The organism is Streptomyces sp. NPDC037054 (genome assembly GCF_055606745.1).
Map to the genome: position 1 here is coordinate 59,503 of NZ_JBVJSJ010000010.1, position 17,612 is coordinate 77,114.

Annotated in this window: 17 protein-coding genes; 13 read left to right on the forward strand and 4 right to left on the reverse strand. The window is 73.2% G+C overall.

Translation table 11 applies throughout. From position 1 onward, the window contains the following. Nucleotides 1-13: 13 nt before the first annotated feature. Entirely contained in the window at nt 14-745 is a 732-nt protein-coding gene (locus ACZ7D7_RS23485) for an SseB family protein (RefSeq protein ID WP_470826732.1), read from the forward strand. Between the two features lie 87 nt (nt 746-832). Here the strand turns inward: ACZ7D7_RS23485 and ACZ7D7_RS23490 are convergent, their stop codons facing one another. Then, nucleotides 833-1,189: a DUF1844 domain-containing protein gene (locus ACZ7D7_RS23490; protein WP_470826734.1), complete on the reverse strand. Its 357-nt coding sequence runs from the start codon at nt 1,187-1,189 to the stop codon at nt 833-835. A gap of 386 nt (nt 1,190-1,575) precedes the next feature. On the opposite strand from ACZ7D7_RS23490, the gene infC reads away from it, so the two are divergent. The 10 genes from infC (at nt 1,576) to ACZ7D7_RS23540 (ending at nt 12,493) form a co-directional block, all read left to right on the forward strand. Next, nucleotides 1,576-2,214, forward strand: coding sequence for a translation initiation factor IF-3 (gene infC / locus ACZ7D7_RS23495; protein WP_470826991.1), 639 nt, complete (start codon nt 1,576-1,578; stop codon nt 2,212-2,214). Between the two features lie 110 nt (nt 2,215-2,324). Beyond that, nucleotides 2,325-2,519, forward strand: a complete 195-nt coding sequence (rpmI, locus tag ACZ7D7_RS23500) for a 50S ribosomal protein L35 (protein WP_007829094.1) — start codon at nt 2,325-2,327, stop codon at nt 2,517-2,519. 95 nt (nt 2,520-2,614) lie between these two features. Next, nucleotides 2,615-2,998 carry a 50S ribosomal protein L20 gene (gene rplT / locus ACZ7D7_RS23505; protein WP_030381833.1) on the forward strand — a complete coding sequence of 128 codons (384 nt, stop codon included), beginning with the start codon at nt 2,615-2,617 and terminating at the stop codon, nt 2,996-2,998. Between the two features lie 160 nt (nt 2,999-3,158). Continuing rightward, nucleotides 3,159-4,019, forward strand: coding sequence for a TrmH family RNA methyltransferase (locus tag ACZ7D7_RS23510; protein ID WP_470826736.1), 861 nt, complete (start codon nt 3,159-3,161; stop codon nt 4,017-4,019). Between the two features lie 55 nt (nt 4,020-4,074). Next, nucleotides 4,075-5,214, forward strand: a complete 1,140-nt coding sequence (locus ACZ7D7_RS23515; protein ID WP_470826738.1) for a sensor histidine kinase — start codon at nt 4,075-4,077, stop codon at nt 5,212-5,214. 148 nt (nt 5,215-5,362) lie between these two features. Further along, nucleotides 5,363-6,484, forward strand: coding sequence for a phenylalanine--tRNA ligase subunit alpha (gene pheS / locus ACZ7D7_RS23520; protein ID WP_470826740.1), 1,122 nt, complete (start codon nt 5,363-5,365; stop codon nt 6,482-6,484). Continuing rightward, complete coding sequence (pheT, locus tag ACZ7D7_RS23525) at nt 6,484-8,997, forward strand: phenylalanine--tRNA ligase subunit beta (protein ID WP_470826742.1); 2,514 nt, start codon at nt 6,484-6,486, stop codon at nt 8,995-8,997. The genes pheS and pheT overlap by 1 nt, the downstream gene beginning before the upstream one ends. A 341-nt stretch (nt 8,998-9,338) precedes the next feature. Next, nucleotides 9,339-10,196: a PP2C family protein-serine/threonine phosphatase gene (locus tag ACZ7D7_RS23530; RefSeq protein WP_470826992.1), complete on the forward strand. Its 858-nt coding sequence runs from the start codon at nt 9,339-9,341 to the stop codon at nt 10,194-10,196. A gap of 310 nt (nt 10,197-10,506) precedes the next feature. Continuing rightward, entirely contained in the window at nt 10,507-11,847 is a 1,341-nt protein-coding gene (locus tag ACZ7D7_RS23535; protein ID WP_470826744.1) for a transcriptional regulator, read from the forward strand. 100 nt (nt 11,848-11,947) lie between these two features. Beyond that, nucleotides 11,948-12,493 carry an NUDIX hydrolase gene (locus ACZ7D7_RS23540; RefSeq protein WP_470826745.1) on the forward strand — a complete coding sequence of 182 codons (546 nt, stop codon included), beginning with the start codon at nt 11,948-11,950 and terminating at the stop codon, nt 12,491-12,493. Between the two features lie 73 nt (nt 12,494-12,566). Here the strand turns inward: ACZ7D7_RS23540 and ACZ7D7_RS23545 are convergent, their stop codons facing one another. Continuing rightward, a complete protein-coding gene (locus ACZ7D7_RS23545) occupies nt 12,567-13,442 on the reverse strand; it encodes a 3-hydroxybutyryl-CoA dehydrogenase (RefSeq protein WP_470826747.1) in 876 nt (291 codons plus the stop codon). 170 nt (nt 13,443-13,612) lie between these two features. On the opposite strand from ACZ7D7_RS23545, the gene ACZ7D7_RS23550 reads away from it, so the two are divergent. After that, the gene (locus ACZ7D7_RS23550) at nt 13,613-14,851 is read left to right on the forward strand and encodes a glycoside hydrolase family 10-like protein (RefSeq protein WP_470826748.1); all 1,239 of its coding nucleotides are present in this window, start codon (nt 13,613-13,615) and stop codon (nt 14,849-14,851) included. Between the two features lies 1 nt (nt 14,852). Here ACZ7D7_RS23550 and ACZ7D7_RS23555 read toward each other — a convergent pair whose 3' ends face one another. After that, complete coding sequence (locus ACZ7D7_RS23555) at nt 14,853-15,047, reverse strand: DUF1918 domain-containing protein (RefSeq protein ID WP_470826749.1); 195 nt, start codon at nt 15,045-15,047, stop codon at nt 14,853-14,855. 94 nt (nt 15,048-15,141) lie between these two features. Then, nucleotides 15,142-16,062, reverse strand: coding sequence for a DMT family transporter (locus tag ACZ7D7_RS23560; protein WP_470826750.1), 921 nt, complete (start codon nt 16,060-16,062; stop codon nt 15,142-15,144). Between ACZ7D7_RS23560 and ACZ7D7_RS23565 the strand changes: the two genes are divergently transcribed. Next, on the forward strand, nt 16,061-17,530 hold the full coding sequence (locus ACZ7D7_RS23565) for an aminotransferase-like domain-containing protein (protein ID WP_470826752.1): 1,470 nt from the start codon (nt 16,061-16,063) through the stop codon (nt 17,528-17,530). The two genes, ACZ7D7_RS23560 and ACZ7D7_RS23565, sit on opposite strands and share 2 nt — an antisense overlap. The last annotated feature ends 82 nt before the right edge of the window (nt 17,531-17,612 follow it).

Consider the following 17,612-nt stretch of genomic DNA (forward strand, 5'->3'; position numbering starts at 1 on the left):
AGGGTCGGTGACCGTGGCGAACAAGAACATCCCCGACCCCGGCTTCTCCGACGACGACGGCTCCGCCGACCCCCGGCTGAGCGCGGCGCTCGCCGCCTGGGCCGAGGACCGCGCCGCCGTCGCCCCCGTCCTGGAGGCGCTCAAGGGCGCCCGGCTGCTCGTCCCCGTCGTCGCCGTGCTCGGCGAGGTGGAGGAGGACGAGAAGGGTCTGCGGCGCGAGAAGACCAGTGACATGGCCGTCCCCACCCTCAAGGCGGCCGGCCGCACCGCCCTCCCGGCCTTCACCTCCACCGACTCCCTCGCCCGCTGGGACCCGGCGGCCCGCCCGGTCGCCGTACCCCTGCACCAGGCGCTCCAGGCCGCCGCCCACGAGAAGGCGGACACCGTCGTCCTGGACCTGGCCGGCCCCGTGCCGTTCGAACTGACCGGCCCCGCGCTGCTGGCGCTCGCGGAGGGCCGCACCAGCGCCGACCCGCTCGCCGACCCGGCCGTCGTCGAAGCCGTACGGCGTGCCGTGGCCGCCGAACCCGCCGTCCTGCGCGCCCACCTCGGACCGGGGCGGGCCGACGGCACCCTCGCCCTCGTCCTCGACGCCTCCGCGCCGCCCGCCGAGACCGCCCGCGCTGTCGCCGGTCGCCTCGCCGCCGACGAAACACTGAGGGCCCGCCTGGTGCGGGGCCTCGACCTGGCACTGCTGCCGGCCGGGGCCACGCCACCGGGCGAGCCCTTGTACGTCCGCGACTGAACCCTTGTACGTCTGTACGTCCGCGACTGAGTCAGCCCCCGCCCCCGAGCGTCACCCGGGGGCCGGGCGCCGGCCGAAGCCCGGAGTTCACCCGAAGACGGGCCCCGTGTACTTCTCGCCCGGGCCCTGGCCCGGCTCGTCCGGGACGACCGACGCCTCGCGGAACGCCAGCTGCAGCGACTTCAGACCGTCACGCAGCGGCGCCGCGTGGAAGGAGCTGATCTCGGTCGTGCTCGCGTCGAGCAGACCGGCCAGCGCGTGCACCAGCTTGCGGGCCTCGTCCAGGTCCTTGTGGGCGTCGCCCTCCTCCGTCAGACCGAGCTTCACGGCCGCGGCGCTCATCAGGTTGACGGCGACCGTCACGATCACCTCGACCGCCGGGACCTCGGCGATGTCGCGGGTCATGGCGTCGAAGTCGGGCGTCTCAGGAGGGGTCTCACTCATGCCGCACACGATAGGCGCACGGCGACGGGCGGGCGCACTCGGCGTCGGTTAGCCCTTGCCCCGGCGACCTGCTAACCTTGAGTAAGGACCGGTCGGACGCGTACGCCCTCGGGCGACGGGCCCGGCCCACAAGTGGAGGCTTTCGAACTCCCACCTGACCGTCCCTCTGGGACGGCGGGTCACCGGTCAGGCGGCCCCGCCCCTCCGTGGCAGCGTCGACCCGAAAGCGTGCCCCGCGTTCATCGCGGCGGTGCTCCGGTAGTTCGAGGAGCCCCGCCTGTGATCGGCCGGGGCATTTTTGTTCCCCCGGTGCGGTTAGGTCTGTCAAACACAGACGTTACGCGGCTGTCCGCCAGACCGTCGCGTGGTGCTACCGAGGAGGATCCATCAGCGCCGAGCCCCGCATCAACGACCGGATTCGCGTTCCCGAGGTGCGACTTGTCGGTCCCAGTGGCGAGCAGGTGGGCATCGTCCCCCTGGCCAAGGCACTGGAGCTTGCGCAGGAGTACGACCTGGACCTGGTCGAGGTCGCGGCGAACGCCCGTCCGCCCGTGTGCAAGCTCATGGACTACGGGAAGTTCAAGTACGAGTCGGCCATGAAGGCCCGTGAGGCGCGCAAGAACCAGGCGCACACGGTCATCAAGGAGATGAAGCTCCGGCCGAAGATCGACCCGCACGACTACGACACCAAGAAGGGTCACGTCGTCCGGTTCCTCAAGCAGGGCGACAAGGTCAAGATCACGATCATGTTCCGTGGTCGCGAGCAGTCCCGGCCCGAACTGGGCTACCGACTGCTGCAGCGTCTCGCGGAGGACGTGGCCGACCTCGGGTTCGTGGAATCGAACCCGAAGCAGGACGGCCGAAACATGATCATGGTTCTCGGTCCGCACAAGAAGAAGACCGAGGCGATGGCCGAGGCCCGCCAGGCGCAGGAAGCCCGCAAGGCCGAAGCGAAGGCCAACCCCGGCCGCTCGCAGAACGCCGCGGAGCTCGACGCGCCGGCCGACGAGCCCGCCGAGGCGTGACCCCGGGGACGCCAGTCCCAGGGAAGCAGTAACCGATACAAGCGACGCTCCACCGTGCCCGGTTTCACGACCGGGCACCGGAGCGCCACCGACGAGGAGAGAACGGCGCTATGCCGAAGAACAAGTCGCACAGCGGTGCCAGCAAGCGCTTCAAGGTCACCGGCTCCGGCAAGGTGCTCCGTGAGCGCGCCGGCAAGCGCCACCTGCTCGAGCACAAGTCGTCCCGTCTGACGCGGCGCCTCACCGGCAACGCCGAGATGGCCCCGGGCGACGCCAAGAAGATCAAGAAGCTTCTCGGCAAGTGACGCTGCGGCGCCTGAGCGCCCTTCGTCTGGACCGGGACCCAATCGATATCGGGCCGCGTGACGACCACCGCGGCCCCGCTACAAGGAGTTAACAAGTGGCACGCGTCAAGCGGGCAGTCAACGCTCACAAGAAGCGCCGGGCGATCCTCGAGCAGGCCTCCGGCTACCGCGGTCAGCGCTCGCGCCTGTACCGCAAGGCCAAGGAGCAGGTCACCCACTCGCTGGTCTACAACTACAACGACCGCAAGAAGCGCAAGGGCGACTTCCGTCAGCTGTGGATCCAGCGGATCAACGCCGCCGCCCGCGCCAACGGCATGACCTACAACCGCTTCATCCAGGGTCTGAAGGCCGCCAACGTCGAGGTCGACCGCAAGATCCTCGCCGAGCTCGCCGTGAACGACGCGAACGCGTTCGCCGCGCTCGTCGAGGTCGCGCAGAAGGCTCTGCCGAGCGACGTCAACGCGCCCAAGGCCGCGTGACGCTGCGCCGGCTCTGAGCCGACGTGACGGAACGGACCCGTGGGGTGAACCCGCGGGTCCGTTGTGTTGTGTGAGTAGGTTGGTTCGGCACCGCCGAACACCGCCGTCGTGGCCGATCGCCGTCGCGGCGGATTTTTCTGCACCGAAGGTGAGTTGCTGCATGCCCCCCGCCGTCCCCGAGCTGATCTCTCCCCGCTCGCCCCGCGTGGTCGCCGCGCGGCGGCTCGCCAAGCGGAACTTCCGGGGGAAGGACCGGCTGTTCCTCGCGGAGGGGCCGCAGGCCGTGCGGGAGGCCGCCGGGCACCGGGTCGACGGCGTGCCCACCCTCGTCGAGCTGTTCGTCACGCCGGACGCCGCCGACCGGTACGCCGACATCGTCGGCGCCGCCCGTGACGCGGGCGCCCGCGTGCACCTCGCCGCCGAGCAGGTCATCGCCGACATCTCCACCACCGTCACCCCGCAGGGCCTCGTCGGGGTGTGCCGGTTCCTGGACACGCCCTTCGAGGACATCCTCGCGGCCCGGCCCCGCCTCGTCGCCGTCCTCGCCAACGTCCGCGACCCCGGCAACGCCGGAACCGTCCTGCGGTGCGCCGACGCCGCCGGCGCCGAGGCCGTCGTCCTCACCGACGCCTCCGTCGACCTGTACAACCCCAAGGCCGTCCGCGCCTCCGTCGGCTCCCACTTCCACCTGCCCGTCGCCGTCGGCGTCCCCGTCGACCAGGCCGTCGGGCGGCTCAGGGACGCCGGAGTGCGCGTCCTCGCCGCCGACGGCGCCGGCGACCGCGACCTCGACGAGGAACTCGACAAGGGCACCATGGGCGAGCCCACCGCCTGGCTGTTCGGCAACGAGGCCTGGGGCCTGCCCGAGGAGACCCGTGCGCTCACGGATGCCGTCGTCCGCGTCCCGATCCACGGAAAGGCCGAGAGCCTGAACCTCGCCACCGCCGCCGCCGTATGTCTCTACGCGTCCGCGCGTGCACAGCGCGCCTCCGGAGGGTGCCGCTCCGTCACCGACAGCTAGTAGGGTGACCAGCCCAGGGGCACCTCCCATGGCTTCTGAGAGGTGGGATACGGGGATGAGCGTCGGCACGAGCAGCGCACCGGGAACGCGGGAGGCGCGGCGGCGCCCGCCCACGCGCAGGCCCGGTGATACCGCCGAGCTCGGCATCGACCCCGACGAGCTGCCCGACGGCCTCGTCGTCGCCGACGAGGACGGCCGGGTGATCTGCTTCAACGCAGCCGCCGCCCGCATCGCCGCCGTCCCCGCCGAACAAGCCCTCGGCATGCGCCTGGAGGCGGCCCTGCCCCTGGAGGACCTGGAGGGCCGGCGCTGGTGGCAGGTCACCGACCCCTACGGCGGCCTCGCCATCCGCACACGCCAGCCCGAGCGGAACCTGTTACTGCCCGGCGGGCGTGAGGTCCTCGTCACGGCCCGCTACGTCCGCACCGAGCCCACCGGCCCCGTCCACCGCGTCGTCGTCACCCTGCGCGACACCGAGGCCCGCCGCCGCACCGAGCGCAGCCACGCCGAGCTGATCGCCACCGTCGCCCACGAACTGCGCTCCCCGCTGACCTCCGTCAAAGGCTTCACCGCGACCCTGCTCGCCAAATGGGAACGGTTCACCGACGACCAGAAGCGGCTGATGCTGGAGACCGTCGACGCCGACGCCGACCGCGTCACCCGGCTCATCGCCGAACTCCTCGACATCTCCCGCATCGACTCCGGGCGCCTGGAGCTGCGCCGCCAGCCCGTCGACATCGGCGCCGCCGTCGGCCGCCACATCCAGGCGTACGTCGCCGCCGGACTGCCCGCCGACCGCTTCCTGCTCCGCCTCGAACAGCCGCTGCCCGACCTGTGGGCCGACCCCGACAAGGTCGACCAGGTGCTCAGCAACCTCCTGGAAAATGCCGTGCGGCACGGCGAGGGAACCGTCACCATCGACATCACGGCCACGGCGTCCCCCCGCGAAGGCGAGGACACCGGAACGTCGGTCACGGTGAGCGACGAAGGGTCCGGCATCCCGGAGGAGTCCATGAACCGCGTCTTCACCCGCTTCTGGCGGGGCAGCAAGCGCGGCGGCACGGGCCTCGGGCTCTACATCGTCAAGGGCATCGTCGAGGCCCACGGCGGAACCATCACGGTCGGCCGCGCCCCCGGCGGCGGCGCCGAGTTCCGATTTACGTTGCCCGTGGCGGCACCGGCGTATCTCACCTGAGACGGCCGAGAGCCCCACGGGCGCGTTCGCCCACCTCCACCCCCGTTAGACTCGGCCTTTGGCACCTTTGTGTCCCGAAGTCGGCGACGATCCGCCATCGGATCAGTGACGGGGACCTCCAGCCAGCCAATCGGAAGCACGGGAAGAGATGTCGGCACCGAATAAGTCGTACGACCCTGTCGAGGTCGAGGCGTTGAAACCGGAAGAGATCGAGCGCATGCGGGACGAGGCGCTCGCCGCCTTCGCCGCCGCGGACTCCCTCGACGCGCTCCAGGAGGCGAAGGTCGCCCACACCGGGGGCACCTCCCCGCTGGCCCTCGCCAACCGCGAGATCGGCGCCCTGCCCCCCCACGCCAAGGCCGACGCCGGCAAGCGCGTCGGGCAGGCCCGCGGCGCCGTCAACAAGGCCCTCGCCGCCCGCCAGGCCGAGCTGGAGGCCGAGCGCGACGCCCGGGTGCTGGTCGAGGAGGCCGTGGACGTCACGCTGCCCCACGACCGCGTGCCGGCCGGCGCCCGCCACCCGCTGACCACGCTGTCCGAGCGCATCGAGGACATCTTCGTGGCCATGGGCTACGAGGTCGCCGAGGGCCCGCAGGCCGAGGCCGAGTGGTTCAACTTCGACGCCCTCAACATCGGCCCGGACCACCCCGCGCGCGGTGAGCACGACACGTTCTTCGTGCAGGGCCCCGAGGGCGGCACCGAGTCCGGCGTCGTGCTGCGCACCCACACCTCGCCCGTGCAGATCCGCTCCCTGCTGGAGCGCGAACTGCCGGTCTACGTGATCTGCCCCGGCCGCGTGTACCGCACCGACGAGCTGGACGCCACGCACACGCCCGTCTTCCACCAGGTCGAGCTCCTCGCCGTCGACGAGGGCCTCACCATGGCCGACCTCAAGGGCACCCTGGACCACATGGTCCAGTCCCTGTTCGGCGAGGGCATGAAGACCCGGCTGCGGCCGAACTTCTTCCCCTTCACCGAGCCGAGCGCCGAGATGGACATGCTCTGCTACGTCTGCAAGGGCGACTCCGTCGGCAACCCCGACCGGCCCTGCCGCACCTGCTCCAGCGAGGGCTGGATCGAGCTCGGCGGCTGCGGCATGGTCAACCCGCGGGTGCTCACCGCCTGCGGCGTCGACCCGGAGAAGTACAGCGGCTTCGCCTTCGGGTTCGGCATCGAGCGGATGCTGATGTTCCGCCACAACGTCGAGGACATGCGAGACATGGTCGAGGGTGACGTCCGGTTCACCCGGCCGTTCGGGATGGAGATCTGATGCGGGTCCCGCTTTCTTGGCTGCGGGAGTACGTCGACCTGCCGGCGACCGAAACCGGCCGTGACGTCCAGGCCAAGCTCATTTCCGCAGGCCTAGAGGTCGAGACCGTCGAGCAGCTCGGCGCCGACCTCAAGGGCCCGCTGGTCGTCGGCCAGGTCCTCACCATCGAGGAGCTGGAGGGCTTCAAGAAGCCCATCCGCTTCTGCACCGTCGACGTCGGCCGGGCCAACGGCACGGGCGAGCCGCAGGAGATCGTCTGCGGCGCCCGCAACTTCTCCGTCGGCGACAAGGTCGTCGTGGTCCTCCCGGGCGCGGTCCTGCCCGGCGGCTTCGCGATCGCCGCGCGCAAGACCTACGGCAAGGTCTCGCACGGCATGATCTGCTCCAGCGACGAGCTCGGCATGGGCGACGACGGCACCAAGGGCATCATCGTGCTGCCGCCCGAGACCGAGGTCGGCAAGGACGCCATCGAGCTGCTGGAACTGGTCGACGAGGTCCTGGACATCGCCGTCACGCCCGACCGCGGCTACTGCCTGTCCCTGCGCGGCGTCGCCCGCGAGACCGCCACCGCCTACGGACTGCCGCTGCGCGACCCGGCGCTCCTCGACGTGCCCGGCCCGAACGCCTTCGGCTACCCGGTGAAGGTCTCCGACCCGTCCGGCTGCGACCGCTTCACCGCCCGCACCGTGACCGGCCTGAGCCCCGAGGCGCGCTCCCCGATCTGGCTCCAGCGCCGGCTCCAGAAGGTCGGCATGCGCCCGATCTCCCTGGCCGTCGACGTCACGAACTACGTGATGATGGAGCTGGGCCAGCCCCTGCACGCCTACGACCGCGCCCTCGTCCAGGGCACCATCGGCGTGCGCCGCGCCGAGCCGGGCGAGAAGCTCACCACCCTCGACGGCGTCGAGCGCACGCTGGACGCCGAGGACCTGGTCATCACCGACGACCGCGGCCCCATCGGGCTCGCCGGTGTCATGGGCGGCGCCAACACCGAGATCGCCGACCACGACGGTGCGGAGAACGGCACGACCGACGTGGTCATCGAGGCCGCGCACTTCGACGCCGTGACCGTCGCGCGCACGGCCCGCCGGCACCGCCTGTCGTCCGAGGCGTCCCGACGCTTCGAGCGGGGCGTCGACCCGCAGGCCGCCGCCGCTGCCGCGCAGCGCACCGTCGACCTGCTCGTGCTCCTCGCGGGCGGCACCGCCGAGGCCGGCGTCACCGAGGTCATCGCGCCGACCGCGCCGCGCACCATCACCATCCCGGCCGACCACCCGGACAAGGTCGCGGGCGTCGCGTACGGCCGCGAGACCGTCGTGCGCCGGCTCCAGCAGGTGGGCTGCGACGTGTACGGCCAGGACGAGCTGATCGTCACCGTGCCGTCCTGGCGGCCCGACCTCACCGACCCGAACGACCTCGCCGAGGAGGTCATCCGGCTGGAGGGTTACGAGAACCTGCCCTCCACGCTGCCCAAGCCGCCGGCCGGCCGCGGACTGACCTACCGTCAGCGCCTGCACCGCCGTATCGGCCGGGCGCTGGCCGGGGCGGGCTACGTCGAGGCTCCGAACTACCCCTTCGTCAGCGAGCAGGTCTTCGACCAGCTCGGCCTCGACGCCGACGACCCGGCCCGCCGCGTCGTGAAGCTCGTCAACCCGCTCAACGACGAGGAGCCCGCGCTGCGGACCTCGCTGCTGCCGGGCCTGCTGGGCGCCCTGCGCCGCAACGACGGCCGGGGCTCGCACGACCTGGCGCTGTTCGAGACCGGCCTGGTCTTCCAGCCGCGCGAGGAGCAGCGGGCCGCCGCCGTCCTGCCCGTCGACCGGCGCCCCACCGACGCCGAACTCGCCGAGCTGGACGCCGCGTTGCCGCACCAGCCGCGTCACGTCGCCGTCGTCCTCGCCGGCGCCCGTGAGCAGGCCGGCTGGTGGGGGAAGGGCCGCCCGGCCGACTGGGCCGACGCGATCGAGGCCGCCCGCACCGTCGCCCGCGAGGCCGGCGCCGAACTCGCCGTCCGCAAGGGCCAGTACGGGCCGTGGCACCCGGGCCGGTGCGCCGAGCTGGTGGTCACCGTCGACGGCGCCGAGCGCGTCATCGGCCACGCCGGTGAACTGCACCCGCGCGTCCTCAAGACGCTGGGTCTGCCGGAGCGCGGCTGCGCGATGGAGCTCGACCTGGACGCCCTGGAGCGGGCCGGCGACGGCGCGCCGCAGGCGCCGGGCATCTCCACGTTCCCGGTCGCCACGCAGGACGTAGCCCTCGTTGTCGAGAAGCCGGTCCCCGCCTCCGAGGTCGAGGCCGCGCTGCGCGACGGAGCCGGTGAACTGCTGGAGTCCATCCGGCTGTTCGACGTCTACGAGAACGAGGACCAGCTCGGCGACGGCAAGAAGTCGCTGGCCTACGCGCTGCGCTTCCGCGCCGCCGACCGGACGCTGACCGTGGACGAGGCGTCGGCCGCCCGGGACGCGGCGGTCGCCCTCGCCGGCGAGCGCCTCGGGGCCGTACTGCGCGGCTGAGCGTCGCGAAGGGAACCGCGCCGCGCCCCGCGCGGCGTGCGGCGCGGTTCCCCGCACTCGTCTCTTTCAGGGCTCCGCGAGCCCTCTGCGGCTTCCCCCGGCACCTCACTCGTACGGGTGCTTCTCGGGCGATACGGCCTCCCGCGGCTGTGGCGTCGACAGAATCGGACCGGCCTTTCGGGGCCGTCTGCGCTGTCACGGCCTACTTGGGGGGCCATCGGCATGTTCCGCATCAGGTCACGGGCCCGGCCGGTCACGCCGCGGTTCCCCCGGACACCGCTCGCCCTCGGACTGGCCACGGCATGGGGGGCCGCCGGGCTCGTCCTGCACATGCGGCGGTGATGCTGCGCGAGGTGCGGCAGGCCCGCCGGGTGGCGAGCGCCGCGCAGCGCGCCCTGCTGCGTCCCCTGCCGCCCCGCGTCGACGGACTGCGCGTGGCCGCCGCGCAGCTCTCCGCCGACCGGGGCGCCTCGATCGGCGGAGACCTCTACGAGGTGATCCCCACCGAGCACGGCGTGCGGGTCGTCATGGGCGACGTACGCGGCCACGGCCTCGCCGCGGCGTCCACGGCGGCCGCCGTCCTCGGCAGTTTCCGGGAGGCCGCGCACGACGAGACCGACCTCGGGGGCGTGCTGCGCCGGCTGGACCGGGCGCTGGCCCGGCACCTGCGGGAGCACGCGCGCGACGAGGCCCCGGACCCCGGGCGGGAGGCGGAGGTGCCGGCCGGCGAGGAGTTCGTCACCCTGGTCCTGCTGGAGATCCGTGGCGACGGCGGCCTGCACGTCCTCAACTGCGGGCACCCCTGGCCGTATCTGCTGACCGGGCAGAGCGCCGCGCCGATCGCCGGGGCCGAACCCCTGCCGCCCGTCGGGCCCTTCCCGCTGCCGGCCGAACTGCCCACCCTGCCCTGCGGCCGACTGCGGCCCGGCGACGCCCTGTTCCTGCACACCGACGGGGTGGAGGAGGCCCGCGACGACCACGGCCGGTTCTTCCCGCTCACCGACGTCCTCGCCGAAGCCGTCCGCGAGACACCGGTCTGCCCGGAGAGCGTGCTGCGCACCGTCCTCACCCGACTCCTGCGCCACACCGGCCCGTCGCCCGCCGACGACGTCGCCCTGCTCGTCCTGCGCAACGACCGGCGCCCCGTCGCGCCGCACGCGGGCCCACCCGTGGGACACCGGGCGCACCACGTCACGTGACGTCGAGGCCGCGAAGCATCACGCTGCCGCGGCGCGCCCCGGCGGCCCGCCGGGTGTGTCCGCGCGGCGCGCCGTCCGCCCCGCCACGGAGTGTCGGGCAGGCAGCCGGGCGGACGGCGCGGGATCGGGCCGCCGCACTGTACGAGGGGGAGCCGGCGGCCCGGCCGGCCTCTTGCGAGGCATTTCAGTCAACCGGCGGGACACTCTCCGCGACAGCGCGCACACGGTGCGGATTCGAGCACTCCGTTCACACCCCGTGTGAAGCCGTCCGCACTAGTCTGTCCCGCACCCAGCCACCGGGGGGCCACCCATGCAGCCCAACACCCTGCTCGACGCGATCCTCGACGAGGCCGGGATCTCGCACGCGGGTCTCGCGGCCCACGTCAACCAGGCGGGCCGCGCGCGCGGGCTCTCGCTCCGCTACGAACACACCGCCGTGGCACGGTGGTTGAAGGGTCAGCGGCCCCGCGGCCAGGTCCCCGACCTGATCTGTGAGGTGCTCGCGGCCCGGCTGCGACGGCCCGTCACCCTGGACGACATCGGCCTCGGCGTGCCCGGCGAACCGTCCGCCCCGCACACCGGATCGCTGTCCGGCTTCGTGGAACGCGCCACCGCGCTGTGGCGCTCCGACCAGCAGCGGCGCCCGCACATCCTGGACGCCCCGGCCGTCACCGGCACCCCCGCCGTGATGCCCGTGTGGGAGTGGGAGAACCCGCCCGAGGACGTGGACGTCTCCCGCGGCGGGCGGCACCGCGTCACGACGGCCGACCTCCAGCTGCTGCGCGCCGCCCGCACCCACTACGAGCAGATGTACCGCAAGGCCGGCGGCGTGGCGACCCGCGCCCGCATCGTCGGCTTCCTCAACTCCGAGGCGGCGCCCCTGCTGCGCGGCGGCTACACCGACGCCACCGGACGCCAACTGCACCGGGCCACCGGCGGGTTGGTGGCGATCGCCGGCATCTGCGCGTACGACTCCGACGCGCACGGCCTCGCCCAGCGCTACTTCCACCAGGCCCTCAGACTCGCCAAGGCCAGCGGCGACCGGGGACTCGGGGCGTATGTCATCGCGCTGCTCGTCAACCAGTCGCTGTTCATGCGGGAGTACCGCCAGGCCGTCGCCTTCGCGGAGGCCGCGCTGCGCGCCGCGGGACGGCACATCACCCCGGCGCTCGCCTCCGACCTGTACGCGATGCAGGCCAAGGCGTACGCACACCTGGGCGACGGCAGCAGCGCCCTGTCCTGCATCCGGCGCGCCGAGCAGGCCGCGGAACGCATCCGGCGCGGCCACGAACCCGACGAGACCGGCTACGTGCAGCCCGGTCTGGTCAACGTGCAGGTGGCCGAGGCCCTGCTGAGCCTCGGCGAGCTGGCGGCGGCCGGGGAGCACGCCGCGGCGGCGGTGGACAGCCCCGCCCACGACCGGGGGCGGGTGCACCGGCTGGCCATGCTCAGCACCATCGAGCTGCGGCAGGGCAACGCGGACAAGGCGGTCGCCGTCGCCGTCCAAATGGCCGAGCAGGCGCGGGGGATGGAGTCGCAGCGGCTGCGCGACAGACTGCGCGCGGTCCGCGAGCGCCTGGTGCGCAGCGGCTGTCCGGGCACCGCCGAGGCCGCCGAACTCATCGACGGGGCGCTGCGCGTACCCCTGTAGGAGGCCGGTGCGGCCCGCGTGGCCGAAGGCCGCCCGAGCACCGACGCGTCACAGCTGCTGCTGCGATATTGCCACTCACCCGACGGAAGGTGGCAGAACCGTGCAGTGGACGAAACAGAGCGAACAGACTGTGTATGAAAACCGCTGGTTCACCGTCAACCTGGCGGACGTGGCGCTCCCGGACGGCCGGCACCTGGACCACTTCCTTTTACGGCTGCGGCCCGTCGCCGTGGCCACCGTGGTCAACGAGGCGAACGAGGTCCTCCTGCTGTGGCGCCACCGTTTCATCACCGACAGCTGGGGGTGGGAACTCGCGGCGGGCGTCGTCGAGGACGGCGAGGACGTCGCCGACGCGGCGGCCAGGGAACTGGAGGAGGAGACCGGCTGGCGGCCGGGACCCCTGCGCCACCTCATGACCGTGGAACCGTCCAACGGCCTCACCGACGCCCGGCACCACGTCTACTGGGCCGACGACGGCGAGTACCTCGGGCACCCGGTGGACGACTTCGAGTCGGACCGGCGGGAATGGGTCCCGCTCAAGGTCGTCCCCGACCTGGTCGCCCGCGGCGAGGTCCCGGCCGCCACCATGGCGGCCGCGTTACTCCTGCTGCACCACCTCAGGCTCGGAGAGGACTCCCTGCCCTGACCCCCCCCGTGCCGTGCCCGGCACCGAGTGGGGTGCCGGGCACGTCGGCCGGCCGACGTCCGACCGTGCGTGATCAGCCGTAGGTGTAGAAGCCGGAACCGGTCTTGCGGCCCAGCCGGCCCGCGTCGACCATCCGCTGGAGCAGCGGGGGAGCGGCGTACAGCGGCTCCTTGTACTCCTCGTACATGCTCTGCGCGACCGAGGCGACCGTGTCCAGGCCGATGAGGTCGGACAGCTTCAGCGGACCCATCGGGTGGGCGCAGCCCATCTCCATGCCGTTGTCGATGTCCTCGCGGCTGGCGATGCCCGTCTCGAACATCCGGATCGCGGACAGCAGGTACGGGATCAGCAGCGCGTTCACCACGAAGCCGGAGCGGTCCTGGGCGCGGATGGCGTGCTTGCCGAGCACCTTCTCGGTGAAGAGCTGGGCCCGGCTCAGCGTGCCCTCCGAGGTGGTCAGCGCCGGGATCAGCTCGACGAGCTGCTGCACCGGCGCCGGGTTGAAGAAGTGGATGCCGATGACCTGGTCGGGACGCGAGGTGGCGACCGCGAGCTTCACCAGCGGGATGGAGGAGGTGTTGGAGGCCAGGATGGCGTCCGGCCGGGTCACGACCTGATCGAGCACCTGGAAGATCTCGGTCTTGACCTGCTCGTTCTCCACGACGGCCTCGATGACCAGGTCGCGGTCGGCGAACTCGCCGAGGTCCGTGGTGAAGCTCAGGCGCGCCTGCGTCGCCTCCTGCTCCTCCTCGGTGATCTTGCCGCGCTGGGCGGCCTTGTCCAGGGAGTTGAACAGCCGGGTACGGCCTATCTCCAGGGCTTCGCCGGTGGTCTCGGCGACCTTCACGTCCAGTCCGGCCCGGGCGCAGACCTCCGCGATGCCCGCTCCCATCTGGCCGCAGCCCACGACTCCGACGCGCCCGATGTCTCCCGCTGGGGTGTCCGTCACATCGTCCCTTTCGCTGATCTACGGCTGGGGGCAGGTCGCCGGGTCACGGCCCTGCTCCGATCGAGCACGTTACCGCGAAGTACCGATGATCGATCGCCTGGGTCGGGCATGCTGGGGGACTTCGGTGCGATCCGTGACCGCACGGATCCGGAGGGTCCCCGGGGGCGCAGATGAGCAGATTGTCACGCAGGACGTTCGCGGCCGCGGCACTCGCCGCCCTGACGACCGTGCCGGGGTCGGCCGCTTCGGCGTCGGCCGCGCCGGGCGGCGGACGGCGGGTGATCACGGAGATGCGGGGCGTGTGGCTGGCGACCGTGGCCAACCGCGACTGGCCGTCCCGGCCCGGCCTGAGCGCGGCACAGCAGCGCGCGGAGCTGATCGACCACCTCGACACGGCCGTGCGCCGCCGGCTCAACACGGTGATCTTCCAGGTGCGGCCGACGGCCGACGCCCTGTGGCCCTCGCCGTACGAGCCGTGGTCGCAGGTCCTCACCGGCACGCAGGGCAGGTCGCCCGGCTGGGACCCGCTCGGCACGGCCGTCGAGGAGGCCCACGCCCGCGGCCTGGAACTGCACGCCTGGTTCAACCCGTACCGCGTCGCCAACCACACCGACCCCGGACGGCTCGTCGCCTCGCACCCGGCCCGCCGCAACCCCGAGTGGGTCGTGAAGTACGGCGGGAAGCTCTACTACAACCCCGGCCTGCCCGAGGTCCGCGCCTTCGTCGAAGACGCCATGCTCGACGCCGTGCACCGCTACCCGGTCGACGCCGTCCACTTCGACGACTACTTCTACCCCTACCCGGTGGCCGGCCAGACCTTCGACGACGACGCGGCCTACGAGGCGCACGGCACGGCCTTCCCGGACCGCGCCTCCTGGCGGCGCGACAACATCGACCGGCTGGTGCGGGAGACCGCGGCCCGCGTCAAGGGCATCAGGCCCACCACCCGCTTCGGCATCAGCCCGTTCGGCGTGTGGCGCAACGCCGCGACCGACCCGCGCGGCTCCGACACGCGCGCGGGCGTGCAGACGTACGACGACCTGTACGCGGACACCCGGCGCTGGGTGCGCCGGAACTGGATCGACTACATCTGCCCGCAGCTGTACTGGAACATCGGCTTCACCGCCGCCGACTACGCCAAGCTGCTGCCCTGGTGGGCCGACGTGGCGCGCGGCACCGGCACCAGCCTCTACGTCGGCGAGGCGCTCTACAAGGCGGGCGACCCGGCGCAGCCCGCCGCCTGGCAGGACCCGGCCGAGCTGTCCCGGCACCTCACGCTCGCCGAGCGGTACCCGCAGGTGCGCGGGCACGTCTACTTCGCCGCCCGGGAGGTGGCGGCGGACCGCAACGGCGCCCTGGCGCGGGTGGTCGCCGACCACTACCGGCGGCCGGCGGGCCCCCCGCGCTGATCTACTGCCGCGTCTCCCTGTGCCGGATCTCGGTGTCCGGGCCGGGGGAGCACACGCCCTCGTGCCCGTCCTCGAACCGGACGCGGTACGGCGGGGTGCCCTCCCGGCCCAGCACCTCGACGATCTCGCCGACCTTGTCGTGCTGACCGACCACCCTGCCGTGCTGGACAAGCTGGTCGCCCTCGGTTGCGCGCATCTGCGGGGCCTCCTCACGAAGGTGCGAAAGCAGCGGTCCACGGCCTCGCGTCCACGGCGCGGGGTCCCGGCCGGAGCCGGCCCGTGCGCCCCGTTCAGCCGCGCGCCCGCTGCGTGACGGCGATGCAGACGAGTACCGCGGCGGCCGTCAGCGGGGCGGCCACCGTCAGGTGCTCGCCCAGCAGCAGCACCGACCACACCAGTGTGAGCAGCGGCTGGGCGAGCTGCAACTGGCTGGCCTTGGGTATGCCGATCGCCGCCATGCCCCGGTACCAGACGACCAGACCGAGGAACTGCGAGCCCGCCGCCACCCACAGCAGCCCCGTCACGCTGTGCGCGGTCAGCTCCACCGGCTCGTACGCGAGTGCCACCGCGGCGGCCGGTACGGCGACCGGCAGGCACAGCACCAGCGCCCAGCCGATCACCTGCCAGCCCGGCATGACCCGGGCCAGCCGGCCGCCCTCGGTGTAGCCCGCCGCGCACACCAGCAGCGCCGCGAACAGATACGCGTCGGCGGCCGTGACGGCGCCGCCGCTCTGCTCCACGGTGAAGGCGACCACGGCCGCCGCGCCCGCCAGCGCCGCCGCCCAGAAGGTGCGCGACGGCCGGGTGCCGACCCGCAGCGCCGAGAACAGGGCGGTGGTCAGCGGCAGCAGGCCCACCACCACGGCCGCGTGCGCGGTCGTCGACGTCTGCAGGGCCAGCGTGGTCAGCAGCGGGAAACCGAAGACGACCCCGGCGGCGACGACCGCGAGCCCCGGCCAGTGCGCGCGGGCCGGCGGCCGGATCCGCAGCGCGAGCAGACAGCCGCCGGCGATCAGCGCGGCGAGGACGCTGCGCACGGCCACCAGCGACCAGGGGCCGAAGCCCTCCAGACCCCAGGCGGTGGCCGGGAAGGTGAGGGAGAAGGCGACGACGCCGAGCGCGGCGAGGGCGGTGCCGAGACCGGGGCGCTGTCCGGGAGAAGTGCCGACTGCTATCGAGGGTGACGCGATAGCGCTACTCTGTGCTCTCATGCACGAGCGTAGCAGTGTCAGTGACCTGGCGAACCGGCTCCGGAGTGAACTCGACCGCTACTCACCGGGTGGAAAGCTCCCGTCGAGCCGTGCCCTGGTCGAACGGTTCCGGGTCAGCCCGGTGACCGTCTCGCGCGCCCTGGCGCAGCTGGCCGCCGAGGGGCTCGTCGTCACCCGGCCCGGCGCCGGCGCCTTCCGGGCCCGGCCGCGCACCTCCGCCGCGCCCGCCGGGGACACCTCCTGGCAGGAGGTCGCCCTCAGCGCGGACGCCACCGCCGACCTCGTGCCGCGCTCCGTCGACGCCTCCGGAGTCCTCGTCTCGCTGGCCGCCCCGTCACCCGGCGTCGTGGAGTTCAACGGCGGCTATCTGCACCCCTCCCTCCAGCCGGAACGCGCCATGGCCGCCGCCCTGTCCCGGGCCGGACGCCGCCCCGGCGCCTGGGGCCGCCCGCCCATGGAGGGCCTGCCCGAACTGCGCGAGTGGTTCGCGCGCGGCATCGGCGGTGCCGTCACCGCCGCCGAGGTGCTCGTCACGTCCGGCGGGCAGACCGCCCTCACCACCGCGCTGCGCGCCCTGGCCCCGCCCGGCGCGCCCGTCCTCGTCGAGTCGCCGACCTACCCGGGCATGCTGGCCATCTGCCGCGCCGCCGGACTGCGCCCCGTGCCCGTCCCCGTCGACGCCGACGGCGTGAAACCGGCCCTCCTCGCCGACGCCTTCCGCGCCAGCGGGGCCCGCGTCCTGGTCTGCCAGCCGCTGTTCCAGAACCCGACCGGCGCCGTGCTGTCCCCCGAGCGGCGACCCGAGGTGCTGCGCATCGCGCGCGAGGCCGGGGCGTTCGTCGTCGAGGACGACTTCGTCCGGCGGCTGGTGCACGAGGACGCCGGGCCGCTGCCCCGCCCGCTCGCCGCCGACGACCCCGACGGAGTCGTCGTCCACGTCGGCTCGCTGACCAAGGCGACCTCGCCGAGCTTCCGGGTGAGCGCCCTCGCGGCCCGCGGTCCCGTGCTGGAGCGGCTGCGGGCCATCCAGGTCGTCGACACCTTCTTCGTGCCCCGGCCGCTCCAGGAGGCCGCGCTCGAACTCGTCGGCTCGCCCGCCTGGCCCCGCCATCTGCGCGCCGTCTCCGCGCAGTTGCGGGCCCGCCGCGACGCCATGACCGCCGCGCTCCGCCTCCGCCTGCCCGAACTCGCCCTGCCGCACATCCCGTCCGGCGGCTACCACCTCTGGCTGCGGCTGCCCGACGGCGCCGACGACACCGCCCTGACGGCCGCCGCCCTACGCGCCGGCGTCGCCATCACCCCCGGCCGCCCCTACTTCAGCGCGGAGCCCCCGGCCGCGCACGTACGGCTGAGCTTCGCGGCGGTCGCCGGGACGGGGGAGATCGCGGAAGGCGTACGCCGGCTGCGCGCCGCCTGGGACGAGCTGCCGGGGCGCGCGCCGGTCGCGGGCCGGCCCGCCGACGCGTGAGCGCGCCGCCGCCCGGACCGCTGGGGCGAAGCCCGTCGCCTGTCAACAGGTCGACGCCGGCCGCGCCCGCCTGCGACGATCC

What these genes read in the sequence shown, in the direction of transcription:
- ACZ7D7_RS23510 (WP_470826736.1), top strand. Translation starts at nt 3,159, where the DNA reads ATGCCCCCCGCCGTCCCCGAGCTGATCTCTCCCCGCTCGCCCCGCGTG.
- pheS (WP_470826740.1), top strand. Translation starts at nt 5,363, where the DNA reads ATGTCGGCACCGAATAAGTCGTACGACCCTGTCGAGGTCGAGGCGTTG.
- ACZ7D7_RS23515 (WP_470826738.1), top strand. Translation starts at nt 4,075, where the DNA reads ATGAGCGTCGGCACGAGCAGCGCACCGGGAACGCGGGAGGCGCGGCGG.
- ACZ7D7_RS23555 (WP_470826749.1), bottom strand. Translation starts at nt 15,047, where the DNA reads ATGCGCGCAACCGAGGGCGACCAGCTTGTCCAGCACGGCAGGGTGGTC.
- rpmI (WP_007829094.1), top strand. Translation starts at nt 2,325, where the DNA reads ATGCCGAAGAACAAGTCGCACAGCGGTGCCAGCAAGCGCTTCAAGGTC.
- ACZ7D7_RS23550 (WP_470826748.1), top strand. Translation starts at nt 13,613, where the DNA reads ATGAGCAGATTGTCACGCAGGACGTTCGCGGCCGCGGCACTCGCCGCC.
- ACZ7D7_RS23560 (WP_470826750.1), bottom strand. Translation starts at nt 16,062, where the DNA reads ATGAGAGCACAGAGTAGCGCTATCGCGTCACCCTCGATAGCAGTCGGC.
- pheT (WP_470826742.1), top strand. Translation starts at nt 6,484, where the DNA reads ATGCGGGTCCCGCTTTCTTGGCTGCGGGAGTACGTCGACCTGCCGGCG.
- ACZ7D7_RS23530 (WP_470826992.1), top strand. Translation starts at nt 9,339, where the DNA reads ATGCTGCGCGAGGTGCGGCAGGCCCGCCGGGTGGCGAGCGCCGCGCAG.
- ACZ7D7_RS23535 (WP_470826744.1), top strand. Translation starts at nt 10,507, where the DNA reads ATGCAGCCCAACACCCTGCTCGACGCGATCCTCGACGAGGCCGGGATC.
- ACZ7D7_RS23565 (WP_470826752.1), top strand. Translation starts at nt 16,061, where the DNA reads ATGCACGAGCGTAGCAGTGTCAGTGACCTGGCGAACCGGCTCCGGAGT.
- ACZ7D7_RS23490 (WP_470826734.1), bottom strand. Translation starts at nt 1,189, where the DNA reads ATGAGTGAGACCCCTCCTGAGACGCCCGACTTCGACGCCATGACCCGC.